Annotated in this window: 12 protein-coding genes; 10 read left to right on the top strand and 2 right to left on the bottom strand. The window is 71.4% G+C overall.

Annotation, left to right across the window (positions count from 1 at the left end):
- Window positions 1-34: 34 nt before the first annotated feature.
- The 7 genes from OG906_RS10645 (at window position 35) to OG906_RS10615 (ending at window position 8,300) form a co-directional block, all read left to right on the top strand.
- Window positions 35-1,285 carry a polyamine ABC transporter substrate-binding protein gene (locus OG906_RS10645; protein ID WP_053675203.1) on the top strand — a complete coding sequence of 417 codons (1,251 nt, stop codon included), beginning with the start codon at window positions 35-37 and terminating at the stop codon, window positions 1,283-1,285.
- Window positions 1,286-1,416: 131 nt separating this feature from the next.
- Window positions 1,417-2,568 (top strand): ABC transporter ATP-binding protein, encoded by a 1,152-nt coding sequence (locus OG906_RS10640; RefSeq protein WP_053675205.1) that lies wholly within the window; start codon window positions 1,417-1,419, stop codon window positions 2,566-2,568.
- A complete protein-coding gene (locus OG906_RS10635) occupies window positions 2,565-3,494 on the top strand; it encodes an ABC transporter permease (RefSeq protein ID WP_053675207.1) in 930 nt (309 codons plus the stop codon). The genes OG906_RS10640 and OG906_RS10635 overlap by 4 nt, the downstream gene beginning before the upstream one ends.
- 188 nt (window positions 3,495-3,682) lie before the next feature.
- Window positions 3,683-4,300, top strand: a complete 618-nt coding sequence (locus OG906_RS10630; protein ID WP_443067454.1) for an ABC transporter permease — start codon at window positions 3,683-3,685, stop codon at window positions 4,298-4,300.
- Window positions 4,301-4,321: 21 nt separating this feature from the next.
- Window positions 4,322-5,740 (top strand): NAD(P)/FAD-dependent oxidoreductase, encoded by a 1,419-nt coding sequence (locus OG906_RS10625; protein ID WP_329442062.1) that lies wholly within the window; start codon window positions 4,322-4,324, stop codon window positions 5,738-5,740.
- A 198-nt stretch (window positions 5,741-5,938) separates the two neighbouring features.
- Window positions 5,939-6,403, top strand: a complete 465-nt coding sequence (locus OG906_RS10620; RefSeq protein WP_329442060.1) for a hypothetical protein — start codon at window positions 5,939-5,941, stop codon at window positions 6,401-6,403.
- Window positions 6,404-6,503: 100 nt separating this feature from the next.
- Window positions 6,504-8,300 carry a chitinase gene (locus OG906_RS10615; RefSeq protein ID WP_443067453.1) on the top strand — a complete coding sequence of 599 codons (1,797 nt, stop codon included), beginning with the start codon at window positions 6,504-6,506 and terminating at the stop codon, window positions 8,298-8,300.
- A 65-nt stretch (window positions 8,301-8,365) separates the two neighbouring features.
- Here OG906_RS10615 and OG906_RS10610 read toward each other — a convergent pair whose 3' ends face one another.
- Window positions 8,366-8,989 carry a phosphatase PAP2 family protein gene (locus tag OG906_RS10610; RefSeq protein WP_329442056.1) on the bottom strand — a complete coding sequence of 208 codons (624 nt, stop codon included), beginning with the start codon at window positions 8,987-8,989 and terminating at the stop codon, window positions 8,366-8,368.
- A gap of 370 nt (window positions 8,990-9,359) precedes the next feature.
- Window positions 9,360-10,694: a 4-aminobutyrate--2-oxoglutarate transaminase gene (gene gabT, locus OG906_RS10605; RefSeq protein ID WP_053675217.1), complete on the bottom strand. Its 1,335-nt coding sequence runs from the start codon at window positions 10,692-10,694 to the stop codon at window positions 9,360-9,362.
- Window positions 10,695-10,930: 236 nt separating this feature from the next.
- Here gabT and OG906_RS10600 point away from each other — a divergent pair, with 236 nt between their 5' ends.
- From OG906_RS10600 to OG906_RS10590, 3 genes are all read left to right on the top strand, one after another.
- A complete protein-coding gene (locus tag OG906_RS10600) occupies window positions 10,931-13,279 on the top strand; it encodes an ATP/GTP-binding protein (RefSeq protein ID WP_329442053.1) in 2,349 nt (782 codons plus the stop codon).
- Window positions 13,280-13,449: 170 nt separating this feature from the next.
- Window positions 13,450-15,030 (top strand): PucR family transcriptional regulator, encoded by a 1,581-nt coding sequence (locus OG906_RS10595; protein WP_267797566.1) that lies wholly within the window; start codon window positions 13,450-13,452, stop codon window positions 15,028-15,030.
- Between the two features lie 328 nt (window positions 15,031-15,358).
- Entirely contained in the window at window positions 15,359-16,804 is a 1,446-nt protein-coding gene (locus tag OG906_RS10590; RefSeq protein ID WP_329442051.1) for an aldehyde dehydrogenase family protein, read from the top strand.
- Window positions 16,805-16,879: the final 75 nt, after the last annotated feature.

The raw sequence follows: 16,879 nt of genomic DNA, 5'->3' as shown, positions 1-16,879 counted from the left end.
GCCGGCGGCCCTGCCACCCGAAAGGGCACAGTCCATGGAGCAGTTCGAGCCCGAGCGTCTCTCGGCGCCGCAACTCAACGCGATACGGCGCAGCCTCACCAGCGGGCGCGGCGCCCTCACCCGCCGTTCGCTGCTGCGCGCCTCCGGTGTCGGGGCGCTCACCCTCGGCGGCCTGTCGGCCCTGAGCGGTTGCGGGATCCCGCCCGCCCAACGGCAGGACGGCACGGCGGCGGCGTCCGACGACCGCTCGGAACAGGAGAAGGAGATCAACTTCTCCAACTGGACCGAGTACATGGACACCAGCGACGACGAGAAGAGCCGTCCCACCCTGGAGGAGTTCGCCAAGCGGACCGGGATCAAGGTCAAGTACACCGAGGACATCAACGACAACGTCGAGTTCTTCGGCAAGGTCCGCCCGCAGCTCGCGGCCGGCCAGGACACCGGCCGCGACCTGATCGTCGTCACCGACTGGCTCGCCGCGCGCATCATCAGACTCGGCTGGGCGCAGAAGCTGGACCCCGCCCGCCTCCCGCACGCCTACGCCAACCTGTCCCCGCAGTTCCGCAGCCCCGACTGGGACCCGGGTCGCTCCCACAGCTACCCGTGGACCGGCATCTCCACCGTCATCGCCTACAACTCCAAGGCCACCGGCGGCAAGACGGTCGACTCCGTCACCCAGCTGCTCGACGACCCCACCCTCAAGGGGCGGGTCGGCTTCCTGACGGAGATGCGCGACAGCGTCGGCATGACCCTCCTCGACCAGGGCAAGGACCCGGCGAACTTCACCACGGCCGACTACGACCAGGCCATCGGCCGACTCCAGAAGGGCGTCGACAAGAAGCAGATCCGGCGCTTCACCGGCAACGACTACACCGCCGACCTCGACAAGGGCGACCTCGCCGCCTGCCTCGCCTGGGCGGGCGACGTCATCCAGCTGCAGGCTGGAAACCCGGACATCAAGTACGCGATCCCGGCGGCCGGGTACATCACCTCCAGCGACAACCTGCTGGTCCCCGCCAAGGCCCGGCACAAGGCCAACGCGGAGCGGCTCATCGACTACTACTACGAGCTCCCGGTCGCCGCCCGACTGGCCGCCTACATCAGCTACGTCTGCCCGGTCGAGGGCGTCAAGGACGAGCTGGCGAAGATCGATCCCGAGCTCGCGGAGAACACCCTGATCGTCCCGGACAAGGCGATGACCGCCAAGTCCCACGCCTTCCGCTCCCTCAGCTCCGAGGAAGAGACGGCGTACGAGGAGAAGTTCGCCAAGCTCATCGGCGCCTGACGGCCCCCGCCGCCCCCTCGGCACGGGACCGGCACGCACCCACGGCGGCGCCGGCACCCCCGCGTACCGGCCGCCGCCGGCACCCGCGATTCCCGCACCCTTCCGAATACCACCACCGAAGGCCGCGACCCATGACTGACAAGACCGCGGGCGGCGACGTCCGCCTCGCCGGGATCAGCAAGCACTACGGCTCCTTCACCGCCGTGCATCCGCTGGACCTCACCATCCCCCAGGGCTCCTTCTTCGCGCTGCTCGGCGCCTCGGGCTGCGGGAAGACCACCACCCTGCGCATGATCGCCGGACTGGAGGAGCCCTCCACCGGCACCGTCAGCCTCGGCGAGCGCGAGGTCACCGACCTGCCGCCCTACAAGCGCCCGGTCAACACCGTCTTCCAGAGCTACGCGCTCTTCCCGCACCTCGACGTCTCCGAGAACGTCGCCTTCGGGCTGCGCCGACGCGGCATCAAGTCTGTCAAGAAGCAGGTCGACGAGATGCTGGAGCTGGTCCAGCTGGGCCAGTTCGCCGGGCGCAAGCCGCACCAGCTGTCCGGAGGCCAGCAGCAGCGCGTGGCGGTCGCCCGCGCGCTCATCAACCACCCCCAGGTGCTGCTCCTCGACGAACCCCTCGGCGCCCTCGACCTCAAACTGCGCCGCCAGATGCAGCTGGAGCTCAAGCGGATCCAGACCGAGGTCGGCATCACCTTCGTGCACGTCACGCACGACCAGGAGGAGGCCATGACCATGGCCGACACGGTCGCGGTGATGAACGGCGGCCGCGTCGAGCAGCTCGGCGCCCCCGCCGAGTTGTACGAGAACCCGAAGACCACCTTCGTCGCGAACTTCCTCGGCACCTCCAACCTCATCGAGGCCGAGGTGCTGGAAGCCGGCTCCGCGGACATCGTCGTGTCGAGCGCCGGCACCAAGCTCCGGCTGCCCGGCGCGCGATGTTCGACCACACCCCGCGCCGGCGAGAAGCTGCTGGTCGGGGTGCGTCCCGAGAAGATCTCCCTGGTGCCCGCGGACGAGGAACACACCATCGGCGCCGGCCGGAACAAGGTCGCGGGCCGAATAGCGGACTCTTCCTTCATCGGGGTGTCCACCCAGTACGTCATCGACAGCCGGGTCTGCCCCGAGCTGGAGGTGTACGCGCAGAACATCGAACGCGACGCCCGCCTGGTCCCGGGCGCCGAGGTGATCCTGCACTGGAACCCGGCGCACACCTTCGGCCTCGACGCCGCCCAGGACATCGACGCGGGAATCGAGACGGTCGAGGAGTCCGCGTGACCACCACCGTCGCGCCGCCCCAGGCGCCCGCCCCGACCGAGCCCCCGGTCCACAAGCCGTCGCTGCGCAAGCGCCTGATCCCGTACTGGCTGCTGCTGCCGGGCATCCTGTGGCTGCTGGTGTTCTTCGTGCTGCCGATGGTCTACCAGGCCTCGACCTCGGTGCAGACGGGCTCCCTCGAAGAGGGCTTCCAGGTCACCTGGCACTTCCAGACGTACTGGGACGCCTTCGCGGACTACCTCCCGCAGTTCCTGCGCTCCCTGCTGTACGCCGGTACCGCGACCGTCCTGTGCCTGCTGCTCGGGTACCCGCTGGCCTATCTGATCGCCTTCAAGGCGGGCCGGTGGAGAAACCTCCTGCTGGTGCTGGTGATCGCCCCGTTCTTCACCAGCTTCCTGATCCGCACCCTGGCCTGGAAGACGATCCTGGCCGACGGCGGCCCGGTGGTGGACGTCCTCAACGGGGTCGGCTTCCTGGACGTCACCAGCTGGCTGGGCATGACCGAGGGCGACCGGGTGTTGGCCACGCCGCTCGCGGTCGTCTGCGGTCTGACGTACAACTTCCTCCCCTTCATGATCCTTCCGCTCTACACCTCCCTGGAGCGGATCGACACCCGCCTCCACGAGGCCGCCGGCGACCTCTACGCCCGCCCCGCCACGGTCTTCCGCAAGGTGACCTTCCCGCTCTCCATGCCGGGCGTGGTCTCCGGGACCCTGCTCACCTTCATCCCCGCGAGCGGCGACTACGTCAACGCGGAACTGCTCGGCTCCACGGACACCCGGATGATCGGCAACGTCATCCAGTCGCAGTACCTGCGGATTCTCGACTACCCGACGGCGGCCGCGCTGTCCTTCATCCTCATGGCCATCGTGCTGATCATGGTCACCATCTACATCCGCCGAGCGGGGACGGAGGACCTGGTCTGATGCGCACCACCACCACGTGGCTCCGCCGCAACCTCGTCGTGATCGCGGGCCTCGGCACGCTCGCCTACCTGATCCTGCCGAACATCGTCGTCACCGTCTTCTCCTTCAACAATCCGGCCGGCCGGTTCAACTACGCCTGGCAGGAGTTCTCCCTCGACGCCTGGAAGGACCCCTGCGGCGTCGCCGACCTGTGCGGCTCGCTCTCGCTGTCCCTCCAGATCGCGCTCTGGTCCACCCTCGCCGCGACCTGCCTCGGCACGGCCATCGCCTTCGCGATGGTCCGCTACCGCTTCCGGGGGCGCGGCGCCGTCAACTCGCTGATCTTCCTGCCCATGGCCATGCCCGAGATCGTGATGGCCGCCTCGCTGCTCGCCCTCTTCCTCAACATGGGCATCCAGCTGGGCTTCTGGACGATCCTCATCGCCCACGTCATGTTCTGCCTCAGCTTCGTCGTCGCCGCCGTCAAGGCGCGCGTCCTGTCGATGGACCCGCGACTGGAGGAGGCCGCCCGCGACCTCTACGCGGGCCCGGTGCAGACCTTCCTGCGGGTCACCCTGCCCATCGCGGCCCCCGGAATCGCCGCGGGCGCGCTGCTGTCCTTCGCGCTCTCGTTCGACGACTTCATCATCACCAACTTCAACTCGGGCAACACCGTCACCTTCCCCATGTTCGTGTGGGGATCGGCCCAACGCGGTACGCCCGTGCAGATCAACGTCATCGGCACGGCGATGTTCGTCATCGCGGTGCTGGTGGTGCTCACCGGCCAGATGGTCGGGAACCGCCGCAAGAAGGCACAGCCCAAGTAACTCTGTAGGGAGTTGGAAGCCATGGCCCCAGTCGCCATGCGAAGCGTTGCCCAATCACTTTCCGAAGCACTGCCGGTCTCGTACTGGCTGGACGACCCCGGCAAGCCGGCCGCGCTGCCGGCGCTGACCTCCGACGAGGCCTGCGACCTGCTGGTCATCGGCGGCGGGTACAGCGGCCTGTGGACCGCGCTGATCGCCAAGGAGCGCGATCCCGCGCGGGACGTCGTCCTGATCGAGTCCAAGGAGGCGGGCTGGGCCGCCTCCGGCCGCAACGGCGGCTTCTGCGCCGCCTCCCTCACCCACGGCCTCGCCAACGGCATGGCCCGCTGGCCCGGCGAACTCGCCAAGCTGGAGGAGATGGGCGCCCGCAACCTCGACGAGATCGAGGCGGCGGTCGCCCGGTACGGCATCGACTGCGACTTCGAGCGGACCGGCGAGATCGACGTCGCCACCGAGCCCCACCAGGTCGAGGAGCTGCGCGAACTCCACGAGGAGGCCCGGAAGCTGGGCCTGGCGGGCGGGACGCGCTGGCTCGACCGCGACGAGGTGCGCGCCGAGGTGGACTCGCCGACCTTCCTCGCGGGTCTGTGGGACACCGACGGGGTGGCGATGCTCAACCCCGCCAAGCTCGCGTGGGGCCTGAAGAAGGCCTGCACGGACCTGGGCGTACGGATCTACGAGAACACCCGCGGCCTCTCCCTGGCCCCCTCGGGCGCCGGAATGGCCGTCCGCACCCCCTACGGCCGGGTCTTCGCCCGCCGGGTGGCCCTGGGCACCAACATCTTCCCCTCGCTGGTCAAGCGGATCCGACCCCTCACGGTCCCGGTGTACGACTACGCGCTGATGACCGAGCCGCTCACGGCCGACCAGCTGAAGGCCATCGGCTGGACGAACCGGCAGGGCCTGGGCGACAGCGCCAACCAGTTCCACTACTTCCGCATCACCCCGGAGAACCGCATCCTGTGGGGCGGCTACGACGCCATCTACCCCTACCGCGGACGGCTCGACTCCGAGTACGACGACCGTCCCGAGACCTACCTGAAGCTCGCGCAGCACTTCTTCACGGCGTTCCCGCAGCTGGAGGGCGTGAAGTTCAGCCACGCCTGGGGCGGGGCGATCGACACCTGCTCGCGCTTCTCCGCCTTCTTCGGCACCGCGCACTCCGGCAAGGTCGCCTACGCGGCCGGCTACACCGGACTCGGGGTGGGGGCCACCCGCTTCGGCGCCGACGTGATGCTGGACCTGCTCGACGGCGCCACCACGGAGCGCACCGAGCTGGAGATGGTGAAGTCGAAGCCGCTGCCGTTCCCGCCGGAGCCGTTCGCCTGGACCGGCATCACGCTGACGAAGTGGTCGCTGGCCCGAGCGGACGCCCGCGGCGGACGGCGGAACCTGTGGCTCAAGGCACTGGACCGCCTCGGCCTGGGCTTCGACAGCTGAACCGCCGGCGGCCCCGGGCCGTCGACCCGTTGATCGGGTTGTCGGTTGATCGAGGTCCGCACGCCCGGCGCACGCGTCGATCGACATGTGACCCGCTTCACTACCACGGGGTAACGAAACCCGCGTCATAGCCGCGTCCCACCCCGCTCTCTCCCGGTGAGAACCCTTCACCGAGCGACAGAGAACGGAGACCGGGCGATGACGATCCCCGAGGACAAAACGGCAGTCGAGTGGCTGGTGTCGGTGGCGCCGGATCCCGATGCCTGCCGGTGGGAATGGGAGCGCAACCCCTTCGGGGTCGCGCTCCTGCCCGCCGGCCGGCGTTGGGACGTGCTGATCCTGCCGGCCGCGCTGGGGCAGGCCACCCTCGACGTACTGACCCTGCTCATCGACCGGCCCGGCCCGGTTCTCGCCGACCTCGGCGAGTCCAGGCTGGGCTTCTTCGTGCCCGCCGGCACCGCCTCCCGCTGGCTCGGCACGGGCGTGCGGGGGGCCGGGCACGGCACCTGGATCGTCGTCCCCTACCCGGGGCGGGCGACCGCCGGGGTCCGCTGGGTGGTGCTCCCCGACGGCCGCGGGACGCTCACCGACCCGGCGGTGCTGGAACTCGCGATGCACGAGGCCGCCGCGCGGGTGGCGGCGGAGGAGGGCCGGACACCTTGACAAGAGCATTGGTCTGGACCATCTTGGGCGCCGCTCCCCTCCATCCCCCCATGTACCGGAGGCAGTTGTGCGCGCACCCCGCAGGGTCGCTACCGGAACCCTGTCCCTCCTTACGGCCGCCGCCCTCGCCGTGGCCGGCCTCCTCGCCGCGGGCCCGCCGGCCGCGGCCGCCGACGCCGACCTGGCGCGCAACGGCGGTTTCGAGGCCGGACTCGACGGCTGGAGCTGCCCGGGCGGCGGCGCCGTGGCCGTCACCGCCCCCGTCCACGGCGGGAGTTCCGCCCTCAAGGCCACCCCGGCAGGCCAGGACAACGCGCGCTGCGCCCAGACCGTCACCGTCAAGCCGGACTCCACGTACACGCTCAGCGCCTGGGTGCAGGGCGCGTACGTCTACCTCGGCGCGGCCGGGACCGGTACCACCGACGTGTCCGTCTGGACGCAGACCCCGGGTGCCTGGAAGCAGTTGAGCACCACCTTCCGCACGGGCGCCGCCACCACCTCGGTGACGGTGTACACCCACGGCTGGTACGGCCGGCCTGCCCACTTCACGGACGACGTCACCCTCGTCGGCCCGGACCCGGGTCAGACCCAACCCCAGCCCCCGGCCGCCCCCACCGGCCTCACCGCGTCCGCCGCCTCGTCGAGCGCGGTGAACCTCTCTTGGGCGACCGCGCAGGGCGCCATGTCGTACCGCGTCCACCGTGCGGGCGCCGCCGCGCTGACCGTCACCGGCCCCTCGACGACGGTCACCGGCCTGACCGCGTCCACCGCCTACACCTTCCAGGTCAGCGCGGTGAACGCGGCGGGCGAGTCCCCGAAGGGCGCCCCCGTCACGGTGACCACCACCGGCGGGGGAGGCGGCGACCCGGGCAACCCGGGACTGCCCGCCCACGCCCTGGTCGGCTACCTGCACGCGAGCTTCGCGAACGGCTCCGGCTACGTGCGGATGGCCGACGTGCCCGCGTCGTGGGACGTCATCAACCTGGCCTTCGGCGAACCGACCTCGGTGACCTCGGGCGACATCCGCTTCTCGCTGTGCCCGGTCACCGAGTGCCCGAACGTCGAATCCGTCGCGGAGTTCAAGGCGGCCATCAAGGCCAAACAGGCGGCCGGCAAGAAGGTGCTGATCTCCATAGGCGGCCAGAACGGCCAGGTCCAACTGGGCACCACGGCGGCCCGCGACACCTTCGTCTCCTCCGTCAGCAAGATCATCGACGAGTACGGGCTCGACGGCCTCGACATCGACTTCGAGGGCCACTCGCTCTCCCTGGCCACCGGCGACACCGACTTCCGCGCCCCCACCACCCCGGTGATCGTCAACCTGATCTCCGCCGTCAAGACCCTCAAGGCCAAGTACGGCCCGGACTTCGTCCTGACCATGGCCCCCGAGACCTTCTTCGTCCAACTCGGCTACCAGTACTACGGCTCGGGCCCCTGGGGCGGCCAGGACCCGCGCGCCGGCGCCTACCTCCCGGTGATCCACGCCCTGCGCGACGACCTCACCCTGCTGCACGTCCAGGACTACAACTCCGGCTCGATCATGGGCCTCGACAACCAGTACCACTCCATGGGCGGCGCCGACTTCCACATCGCCATGACCGACATGCTGCTCACCGGCTTCCCGGTCGCCGGGAACACCGCCCGGGTCTTCCCGGCCCTGCGCCCGGACCAGGTCGCCATCGGCCTGCCGGCCACGACCAACGCGGGCAACGGCCACACCTCTCCCGCGGAGGTGACCAAGGCACTGAACTGCCTGACGAAGAAGACCGACTGCGGGACCTACCAGACCCACGGCACCTGGCCGACCCTGCGCGGCCTGATGACCTGGTCGATCAACTGGGACCGCTTCGGGGGCTGGGAGTTCTCCCGGAACTTCGACGGGTACTTCGGCGGCTGACGGACGGACGGACGGATCCGCGGGGTGGCGGGGGTCGGCGGGAGTCCGGCCCCCACGGCCCGGGCTCAGGCCACCCGGCCGTCTTCCCGATCGGTCTCTCCACCGGTCTCTCCACCGATCTCCCGATCGGTCTGCCGATCACCCTTGCGTCGTCCGCCGGGCCCTGCGGCCCGGCGGACGACGAGCAGCAGGGGCGTGCACATCAAGACGCTGGCCACCACGTCCAGCGGCCAGTGGAAGCCGCGCAGGACCAGGCCCACCGCCGTCAGCGCGGCCAGGGCCAGCGCGAGGGGCACCGGCCAGGGCCGCCGCGTGTACGGGGCGATCAGCAGGGCCGCGCCCACGTACGCCACCAGGGAGGTGGCCGTGTGGCCGGAGGGGAAGTAGCCGGCGGCCCAGGGCTCCAGGGGGCCGGGGCGGGCGGTCCACTCCTTGAGGGGCACCACCAGCGCGGGCACCGCGATCATGGCCAGCCCCGCCGCCAGCGCGGCACGACGACGGCCGCGCCGGGCGGCGTACGCCATCGCCAGGACCAGCACGGGCAGGGCGACCGGGATGTTGCCGAGGTCCGAGAGGCGCTCGGTGACCGCGTCGGGGACGGTGCGGACCACGGCGCGGCTGAACTCCTCGTCGGGCACCAGAAGCGGCCCGGACGCGAGGACCTGCCAGGTGACGAGCGCGAAGAGCACCGCGCAGAGGGCGGAGAGGGCGCCGAGGGGCGCGAGGGAAGTGGCCGGCCGTCCCGGAACAGGGGGGATGGTTCCGGGACGGCCGCCCGGATCGGGTTGCCGGGCGCCCCGGGGGGTTTGGGGCGAACGGCTGTCCGATCGGTGAGGAGTGTGCGCGAACGCATGCCCAATACGGCGCTGGGGAAGCCCGGTACTGGTGTCGCCCTCGGTTTCCCGTGAGCGGGGTGTCTCACTCATCTGCAGAAACCGTACGCCAACCCGAAGGGGGCCGGCAGCGGGATCGCGCTCCCGCCATCGGCCCCCCACACGTTCTTCACAGTGTCCGACCGTTACCGCCGGTAGGGCTGGGTCACTGTGTTCGGGTAATCGCTCAGATGCCCGCGAATGCGGCCTCGATGACGTCCAGGCCCTCGTTCAGCAGGTCCTCACCGATGACGATCGGGGGGAGGAAACGAAGCACGTTGCCGTAGGTGCCACAGGTGAGGACGAGCACGCCCTCCGCGTGGCAGGCCTTGGCGAGCGCGCCGGCCGCCTCCGGGAACGGGGTCTTGGAGACCGGGTCCTTGACGAGCTCGATCGCGATCATGGCGCCGCGGCCGCGGATGTCGCCGATGATGTCGTACTTCTCCTGCATGGCCGTCAGGCGGGTCTTCATGACCGACTCGATCTTCTTCGCCGCGGCGTTGAGGTCGAGCTCCTTCATGGTCTCGATCGAACCGAGCGCACCGGCGCACGCCACCGGGTTGCCGCCGTAGGTGCCACCCAGGCCACCGCCGTGCACGGAGTCCATCATCTCGGCGCGGCCCGTCACGGCGGCGAGCGGCAGGCCGCCCGCGATGCCCTTGGCAGTGGTGATCAGGTCCGGGACGATGCCCTCGTCCTCACACGCGAACCACTGGCCGGTACGGCAGAAGCCCGACTGGATCTCGTCCGCGACGAACACGATGCCGTTGTCGTTGGCGAACTTCACCAGCGCCGGGAGGAAGCCCTTGGCCGGCTCGATGAAGCCGCCCTCGCCGAGGACGGGCTCGATGATGATCGCGGCGACATTGTCGGCGCCGATCTGCTTGCTGATCTGGTCGATCGCCTGCGCGGCGGCCTCGGGGCCACAGTTCTCGGCACCGGTGGGCCAGCGGTAGCCGTAGGCGACCGGGACGCGGTAGACCTCGGGGGCGAACGGACCGAAGCCCTGCTTGTACGGCATGTTCTTCGAGGTCAGCGCCATCGTCAGGTTCGTACGGCCGTGGTAGCCGTGGTCGAAGACGACGACGGCCTGACGCTTGGTGTACGAACGGGCGATCTTGACCGCGTTCTCGACGGCCTCGGCGCCGGAGTTGAACAGCGCGGACTTCTTGGCGTGGTCGCCCGGGGTCAGCTCGGCCAGGGCCTCGCAGACCTCGACGTAACCCTCGTACGGCGTGACCATGAAACAGGTGTGGGTGAAGTCGGCGAGCTGCGCGGAGGCGCGGCGCACGACCGCCTCGGCCGAGGCGCCCACCGAGGTCACGGCGATGCCGGAACCGAAGTCGATCATCCGGTTGCCGTCGATGTCCTCGATGATGCCGCCGCCCGCGCGGGCCGTGAAGACGGGGAGCACGGAGCCCACGCCACCGGCCACCGTCGCGAGGCGGCGGGCCTGCAGCTCCTGCGACTTGGGGCCGGGGATCGCGGTGACGATGCGGCGCTCCTGCGGGACAGCGGTCATAGAGGGCTCCTGGGGGTGTTTTCGGACGCACTTGTGTCTTTGTCCGCAGGCTAGGCCCGGGGACGGTGGTCCTGCATGCTCCGTTAGGGAGTGATGCGCGCGTGTCCTTGTCCGGGACGGCCATAGGAGGGCCGCGGCGCGTGTCGTGTGGATCATGGCGGGGTACGGGTCCCGGGGCGCCCGCGGCCACTAGATTGAGCGCGCAGCGCAGTGAACGGGCAGGGGGCAAGGGGTTCATGAACACCGACGGTGCGTACGAGGGACAGTCCGTCCGCGCGGACCACGTGCCGAGACCGGCGGGCCCGCCGGCGGTTCCCCCGAAGCCGATCCACGCGCCGGGGGCGGGGGCGGGCGCCGGACAGGGCGCGGCCGGAGCCCCGCTGGCCGATTGGGCGCGCACCCCGCGCCCGAAGGCCGAGCCGGGCGTCTGGCGCTTCGGATTCCGGCCGCGGGAAGGGGCGGAGGCCGAACCCGCCTCGGACCGGTCGCTGCTCAGCGGCGCCGTCATCTCCTTCTTGGCGTGCGTACTGCTCTGGTCCCTTGTGAGCAACGGATACATCCCCTATGTCACGGTGCCGGTGAAGCTCTTCACGCCTCGCGACTGGTGGGAGCTGGGCGGCAACCCAGTCGACGGCCGGGGCGAGGCCGCCCTGCAGGCGTACATGCTGCTGCTGACCGTCGCCCTCGTCGTGTGGTTCAGTCGGCTGGGATCCTGGGGGCCGGCCTTCGACCGGCTCGTCGCGGCGCGGGGCTTCCCGGCCCGGATGCTGGGGGCAGGCCTCGGGGCGTTGTTCGTGATCGCGCTGATCTGGACCAACACACTGACGGTCTTGGACCTGTTCGGCCACTTGATCCCGGGCAGCATGAGTCCGGACATGAAAACCGTCGCCTCCTACCTTGTCTACGTGGTCGTCTGTGTGCCGGTGATCGTGTTCTTCGTGCGCCTGGCCCGTAGGCCGACGACAGTCGACCGATCAGACGCGGGGCGAGAGCTTCCGACGGTGGTGTCCCCCGACGACCCCGTCGCCTTCAACGAGATCCGCGGGGCCGGGCTCGGGGAGGTGGCCGATCGGTTGGGTGGGGAGATCGGGGCCGGGCGGATGAACGACGTGGACTACGCCCGGATCCGCCGCGCCTGGGAGTCCGTGCGTGTCGACCCGTCGCGGGCGCGGGCCTTCGCCGACGCCGTTCGGGACAACGGCGCCGGGGCCTGTGTGCATCCCTCCGGGGCGCGGGACCTGCCCGGGCGGGCCGCGCGGCACGATCTGCTGACCCGGCAGGTGTTGCTCGGCACGGTGGAGGACGGGGAGCGCAACCCCTGGGCCCGGCGCGGGACCGCGTTCGCCCTCGATCCCGACGTGCTCGGCACCTCGCTGGTGGCCGTCGGGCCCTCCGGCTCCGGCAAGACCCGTCATCTGGTCCGCCCGGTCGTGGAGGCGCTGGCGCTCCAGGCGCTGGCCGGGCAGGCGGCCGTCATCGCCGTGGGCTCGGCGGGGGCCCGGCTCGGTCCGGACTCGGCCTACGACATCGTGGTCCGGATCGGTGATCCGGAGTCCGTTCACGACCTCGACCTGTACGGCGGCGCCGGCGATCCCGACGAGGCCGCCGGCCTGCTCGCCGAGGCCTTCGTCGGGGACGTGCCCGGGGCCGACGTGCGCCGCGCCGCGACGGCCCTCGCCCAGTTGCTGGGGCCGTTCCACGCGGCTCGCGGGCGCTTCCCCTCCGTGCCGGAGCTGCGCGACCTCCTCGACCCGGTCGGCGACGCCCCGGACGCGCTGCGCCGGGAGCTGGAGGCCGCCGGGCAGCCCGCGATGCTGCGCGAGCTCGACGCCCGCAGCCGGCAGCGGGGCGCCCCGGGTGATCCCGCTCCGGCGCTCGCCGACCGGCTGGCCCTGCTGGACCGGCCCGCCTTCCACGGGTTCTTCGACACCTCCGGGCAGAGCCGGCCGTTCTCCGTGCGGGCGCTGGAGCACCCGATCCGGGTCCGGGTGGACCTGCCCGAGCGGGGGCACGCCGGCGCGTCGCGGATGCTGGCCCGGCTGCTGCTCGCCCAGTTCAACGCCTCCGTCGGGGCGCGCGCGGACCGCTCGCTCTTCGCGTTCCTGGCCTTAGACGACGCCTCGCACACCCTGACCCCGGAGACCGTGCGTGGCGTGCAACGGCTGAGGTCGGCGAACGCGGGGGTGCTGTTGACGTTGCGTACCCTCGACGACGTGCCGGACGGGTTGCGGACCCCGCTGCTGGGCGCGGTGGGCTGTCGGATGGCCTTCTCCGGGGTCACCACCTGGGACGGTAAGCGGTTCGCCGAGGCCTGGGGCACGGAGTGGGTGGAGACGCGGGACGTCACCCACCGGACGGTGTTCGCGGACCAGCCGCTGACCCGGGCCATCCACGCGTTCCGGAAGCTCGTCACGGGCAAGGCCGTGACCACGGACGCGGTGACCGTGCGGCAGGTGGAGCGGGAGCGCTGGTCGGCGTCCGACCTGGCCCACGCGGTGCCGCCGGACCACGCGGTGCTCTCGCTGACGTCGGTCCGGGGGGAGCGGGCCGCGCCCCTGCTGGTCAGGCTGACGGGATCGAGCTGAGCGGACCCGTACGAGGTGGCAGAATCGAGGGGAGTCGTTCATACGGCACGGCGAAATACCCCTCGCTCCACTCGGTGACATGCTCCCCGCTCGACACGGCGCCACATCCCCCGCTCCGTGTTCCTGCGTCCTCGCCGTCCCACTCCTCCGTCTAAGGCCGCTGGTACCCGATGCCGCTCACCCTCGCCTCGCTCGTCCAGCACTCGGCGCTCAAACTCAGCGTCCGGGCGGGGGAGGGCCGCCTCGACACGCCCGTGCGCTGGGCTCACGTCAGCGAGCTCGCCGACCCCGTCCCCTACATGGAGGGCGGGGAACTGCTGCTGATCACCGCGATGAAACTGGACGCCGAGGATCCCGAGGAGATGCGGCGGTACGTACGCCGGCTCGCGGCGTCCGGGGTCGTCGGCATCGGCTTCGCGATCGGCGTCAACTACGAGGCGATCCCCCAGGCACTGGTCGAGGCGGCCGCGGCGGAGGACCTGCCCCTGCTGGAGGTGCCGCGCCGCACCCCGTTCCTCGCCATCAGCAAGGCCGTCTCCGCGGCCCTCGCGGCCGACCAGTACCGGGCCGTGACGGCCGGTTTCGAGGCGCAGCGGGAACTGACCCGCGCCGCCCTGTCGGCCGACGGCCCCACCGAACTCCTGACGAAGCTGGCGGCGCACGTCCACGGCTGGGCCGCGCTGTACGACACCTCGGGCGCGGTGGTCGCGGCGGCTCCCGACTGGGCGGCCCGCCGGGCGGCCCGACTGACCCCGGACGTGGAACGGCTGCGGGAACGGCCGGCGCCCGCGAGCGCGGTCGTGGGCGGCTCCGACGACCGCGTCGAACTCCAGTCGCTGGGCACGGGGCGACGGGCGCGGGGCGCGCTCGCGGTGGGCACCGGCGCCCCGCTGGGCACGGCGGAGCGGTACGCCGTGCACTCGGCGGTGGCCCTGTTGACGCTCACCACCGAGCGGTCCCGGTCCCTGCACGACGCGGAGTCCCGGCTGGGGGCCGCCGTGCTGCGGATGCTGATGGTCGGCGAGGCGGAGCACGCGCTGGCCGTCGCCGGGGACCTGTACGGGGCGCTCCTGGAGTCCCCGTTCCGGATCGTCGTCGCCGAGCCGGCCCTGACGGGGACGGCCCAACCGGAGGGTCTCGCCCAGTTGGCCGACGCGGTGGAGTCGGCGGCCGCCCGTACCGGCGAGGCGCTGCTGGTCGTGCCCGAGGACGGGCGGCTGGTGGTCCTGGCGGCCGAGGCGGGTTCCGCGGCACGGGCCTGCGCGGAGCACGCGGAACTGCTGGAGGCGCGGCGCGGCCGGGACACGACCGGGCCGGAGCCCGACGAACTGGTGATCGGGCTGTCGGGCGCGGCCGGGCCCGCCGGCGTGGCGGCGGCCTTCAAGCAGGCGGACCAGGCACTCGCCGTGGCCCGGCGGCGCGGCCGGGCGATGGTGGAGCACGAGGACCTGGCGGCCGGGTCGGTCCTGCCGCTGCTGGCCGACGACGCGGTACGGGCCTTCGCGGACGGCACGCTGCGGGCCCTGCGGGAACACGACGAGAAGGGGCGCGGCGACCTGGTGGCCTCGTTGCAGGCCTGGCTCTCCCGGCACGGCCAGTGGGACGCGGCGGCGGTGGACCTGGGCGTGCACCGGCACACGCTGCGGTACCGGATGAAGCGCGTGGAGGAGATCCTCGGCCGCTCGCTGGACGACCCGGACGTCCGGATGGAACTCTGGCTCGCCCTCAAGGCCGCCTCCACCGTCTCCTAGGTCGTCTCTTTCGGATCTTGTCGGTCCGGGTCCCGGTGTCGTGCCTGGCAAGGCGCAGCGGCGCCCGTGTACTGGACGTACTCGGGTGCCCCGACAACGCCGCCAGGGGCGGTGCCGGGCGCCGCGGCCCCGGCAAGATCCGAAAGAGCCGGCCCAGGCCCGCTCGTCACAGCGGCGCCCGCCCCGCAGGGAGCGGCCCCGACACTGACAAAGCGGCGCGGGCCGGGTCGCGTGTACTCCATGCCGGATAAACAACGAATCCTCCGCGGAGTCCTACGGTGGTGGGGACAAGGACCCCACCGCACAACTCCGAAGGGCCGGGATTCGCATGACTTCCACCCACGCCTTCTGGCTCGCCGGCCGCCTGGCCACCGGCGAGGACAGCTTCGACGTCCACTCCCCGTGGGACGGTCGCCTGGTCGGCTCCGTCAGCGTGCCGACCGACGCGCAGGTCGAAGAGGCCGTGGCCGCGGCGCACGCCGTGACGGCGGAGTTCTCCGCGACCCCCGCCCACGTACGGGCCGCCGCCCTGGACCACGTGTCCAAGCGGCTCGCCGAGCGCACCGAGGAGATCGCCCAGCTGATCTCCGCCGAGAACGGCAAGCCCATCAAGTGGGCCCGCGGTGAGGTCGGCCGTGCGGTGTCCGTGTTCCGCTTCGCCGCCGAAGAGGCCCGCCGCTTCAACGGCGGAGAGGCCCAGCGCCTCGACACCGACGCCGGTGGCGTCGGCCGGCTCGCGCTGACCCGCCGCTTCGTCAAGGGTCCCGTGCTCGGCATCGCGCCGTTCAACTTCCCGCTGAACCTGTGCGCCCACAAGGTGGCCCCCGCCATCGCCGTCGGCGCGCCGATCATCCTGAAGCCGGCCCCGGCCACCCCGCTCTCCGGCCTGATCCTCGGCGAGCTGCTCGCCGAGACGGACCTGCCGGTCGGCTCCTGGTCCGTCCTGCCCGTGGCGAACGACAAGATGCCCGCCCTGGTCAAGGACGAGCGCCTGCCCGTCATCTCCTTCACCGGCTCCGACACGGTCGGCTACGCCATCCAGCAGTCGGTGCCCCACAAGCACTGCACCCTGGAACTCGGCGGCAACGCCGCGGCCGTCGTCCTCGCCGACTGGTCCTCCGAGGCCGACATCGACTGGGCCGCGACCCGCATCGCGACCTTCTCGAACTACCAGGCCGGCCAGTCCTGCATCTCGGTGCAGCGCGTGATCGCCGACGCCTCCGTGTACGACCGCCTCGTCGAGAAGGTCGTCGCCAAGGTCCGCGCCCAGGTCACCGGTGACCCGTCCGACTCCGCCACCGATGTCGGCCCCCTCGTCTCCGAGGACGCCGCCAAGCGCGTCGAGTCCTGGGTGGACGAGGCCGTCTCCGCCGGCGCCAAGCTGCTCACCGGTGGCAAGCGCGAGGGCGCCTCGTACGAGCCCACCGTCGTCGCGGACCTGCCGGCCGGTGTCACGCTCGCCGTCGAGGAGGTCTTCGGGCCGGTCCTCACGCTGCACAAGGTCGACGGCGTCGACGAGGCCTTCGCCGCCGTCAACGACTCGAAGTTCGGTCTGCAGACCGGCGTCTTCACCCGTGACATCCAGGTCGCCTTCCGCGCGCACCGCGAGCTGGAGGTCGGCGGTGTGATCGTCGGCGACGCGCCGTCCTACCGCGCCGACCAGATGCCGTACGGCGGCGTCAAGCAGTCCGGTGTCGGTCGCGAGGGCGTCCGCTACGCCATGGACGACTACACGTACGAGCGGGTCCTGGTCCTCACCGGCCTGGACATCTGACCGGACTCGTACGGTCACGAGCCGACGGCCGGAGCCCACTGTGCGGGGGCTCCGGCCGTCTCCTTTTCGCCCACC

It is taken from the genome of Streptomyces sp. NBC_01426 (assembly GCF_036231985.1).
Classification (GTDB): Bacteria; Actinomycetota; Actinomycetes; order Streptomycetales; family Streptomycetaceae; genus Streptomyces.
Note: the sequence above shows the minus strand (reverse complement) of the source record. Positions and strands in the feature narration are given on the sequence as shown.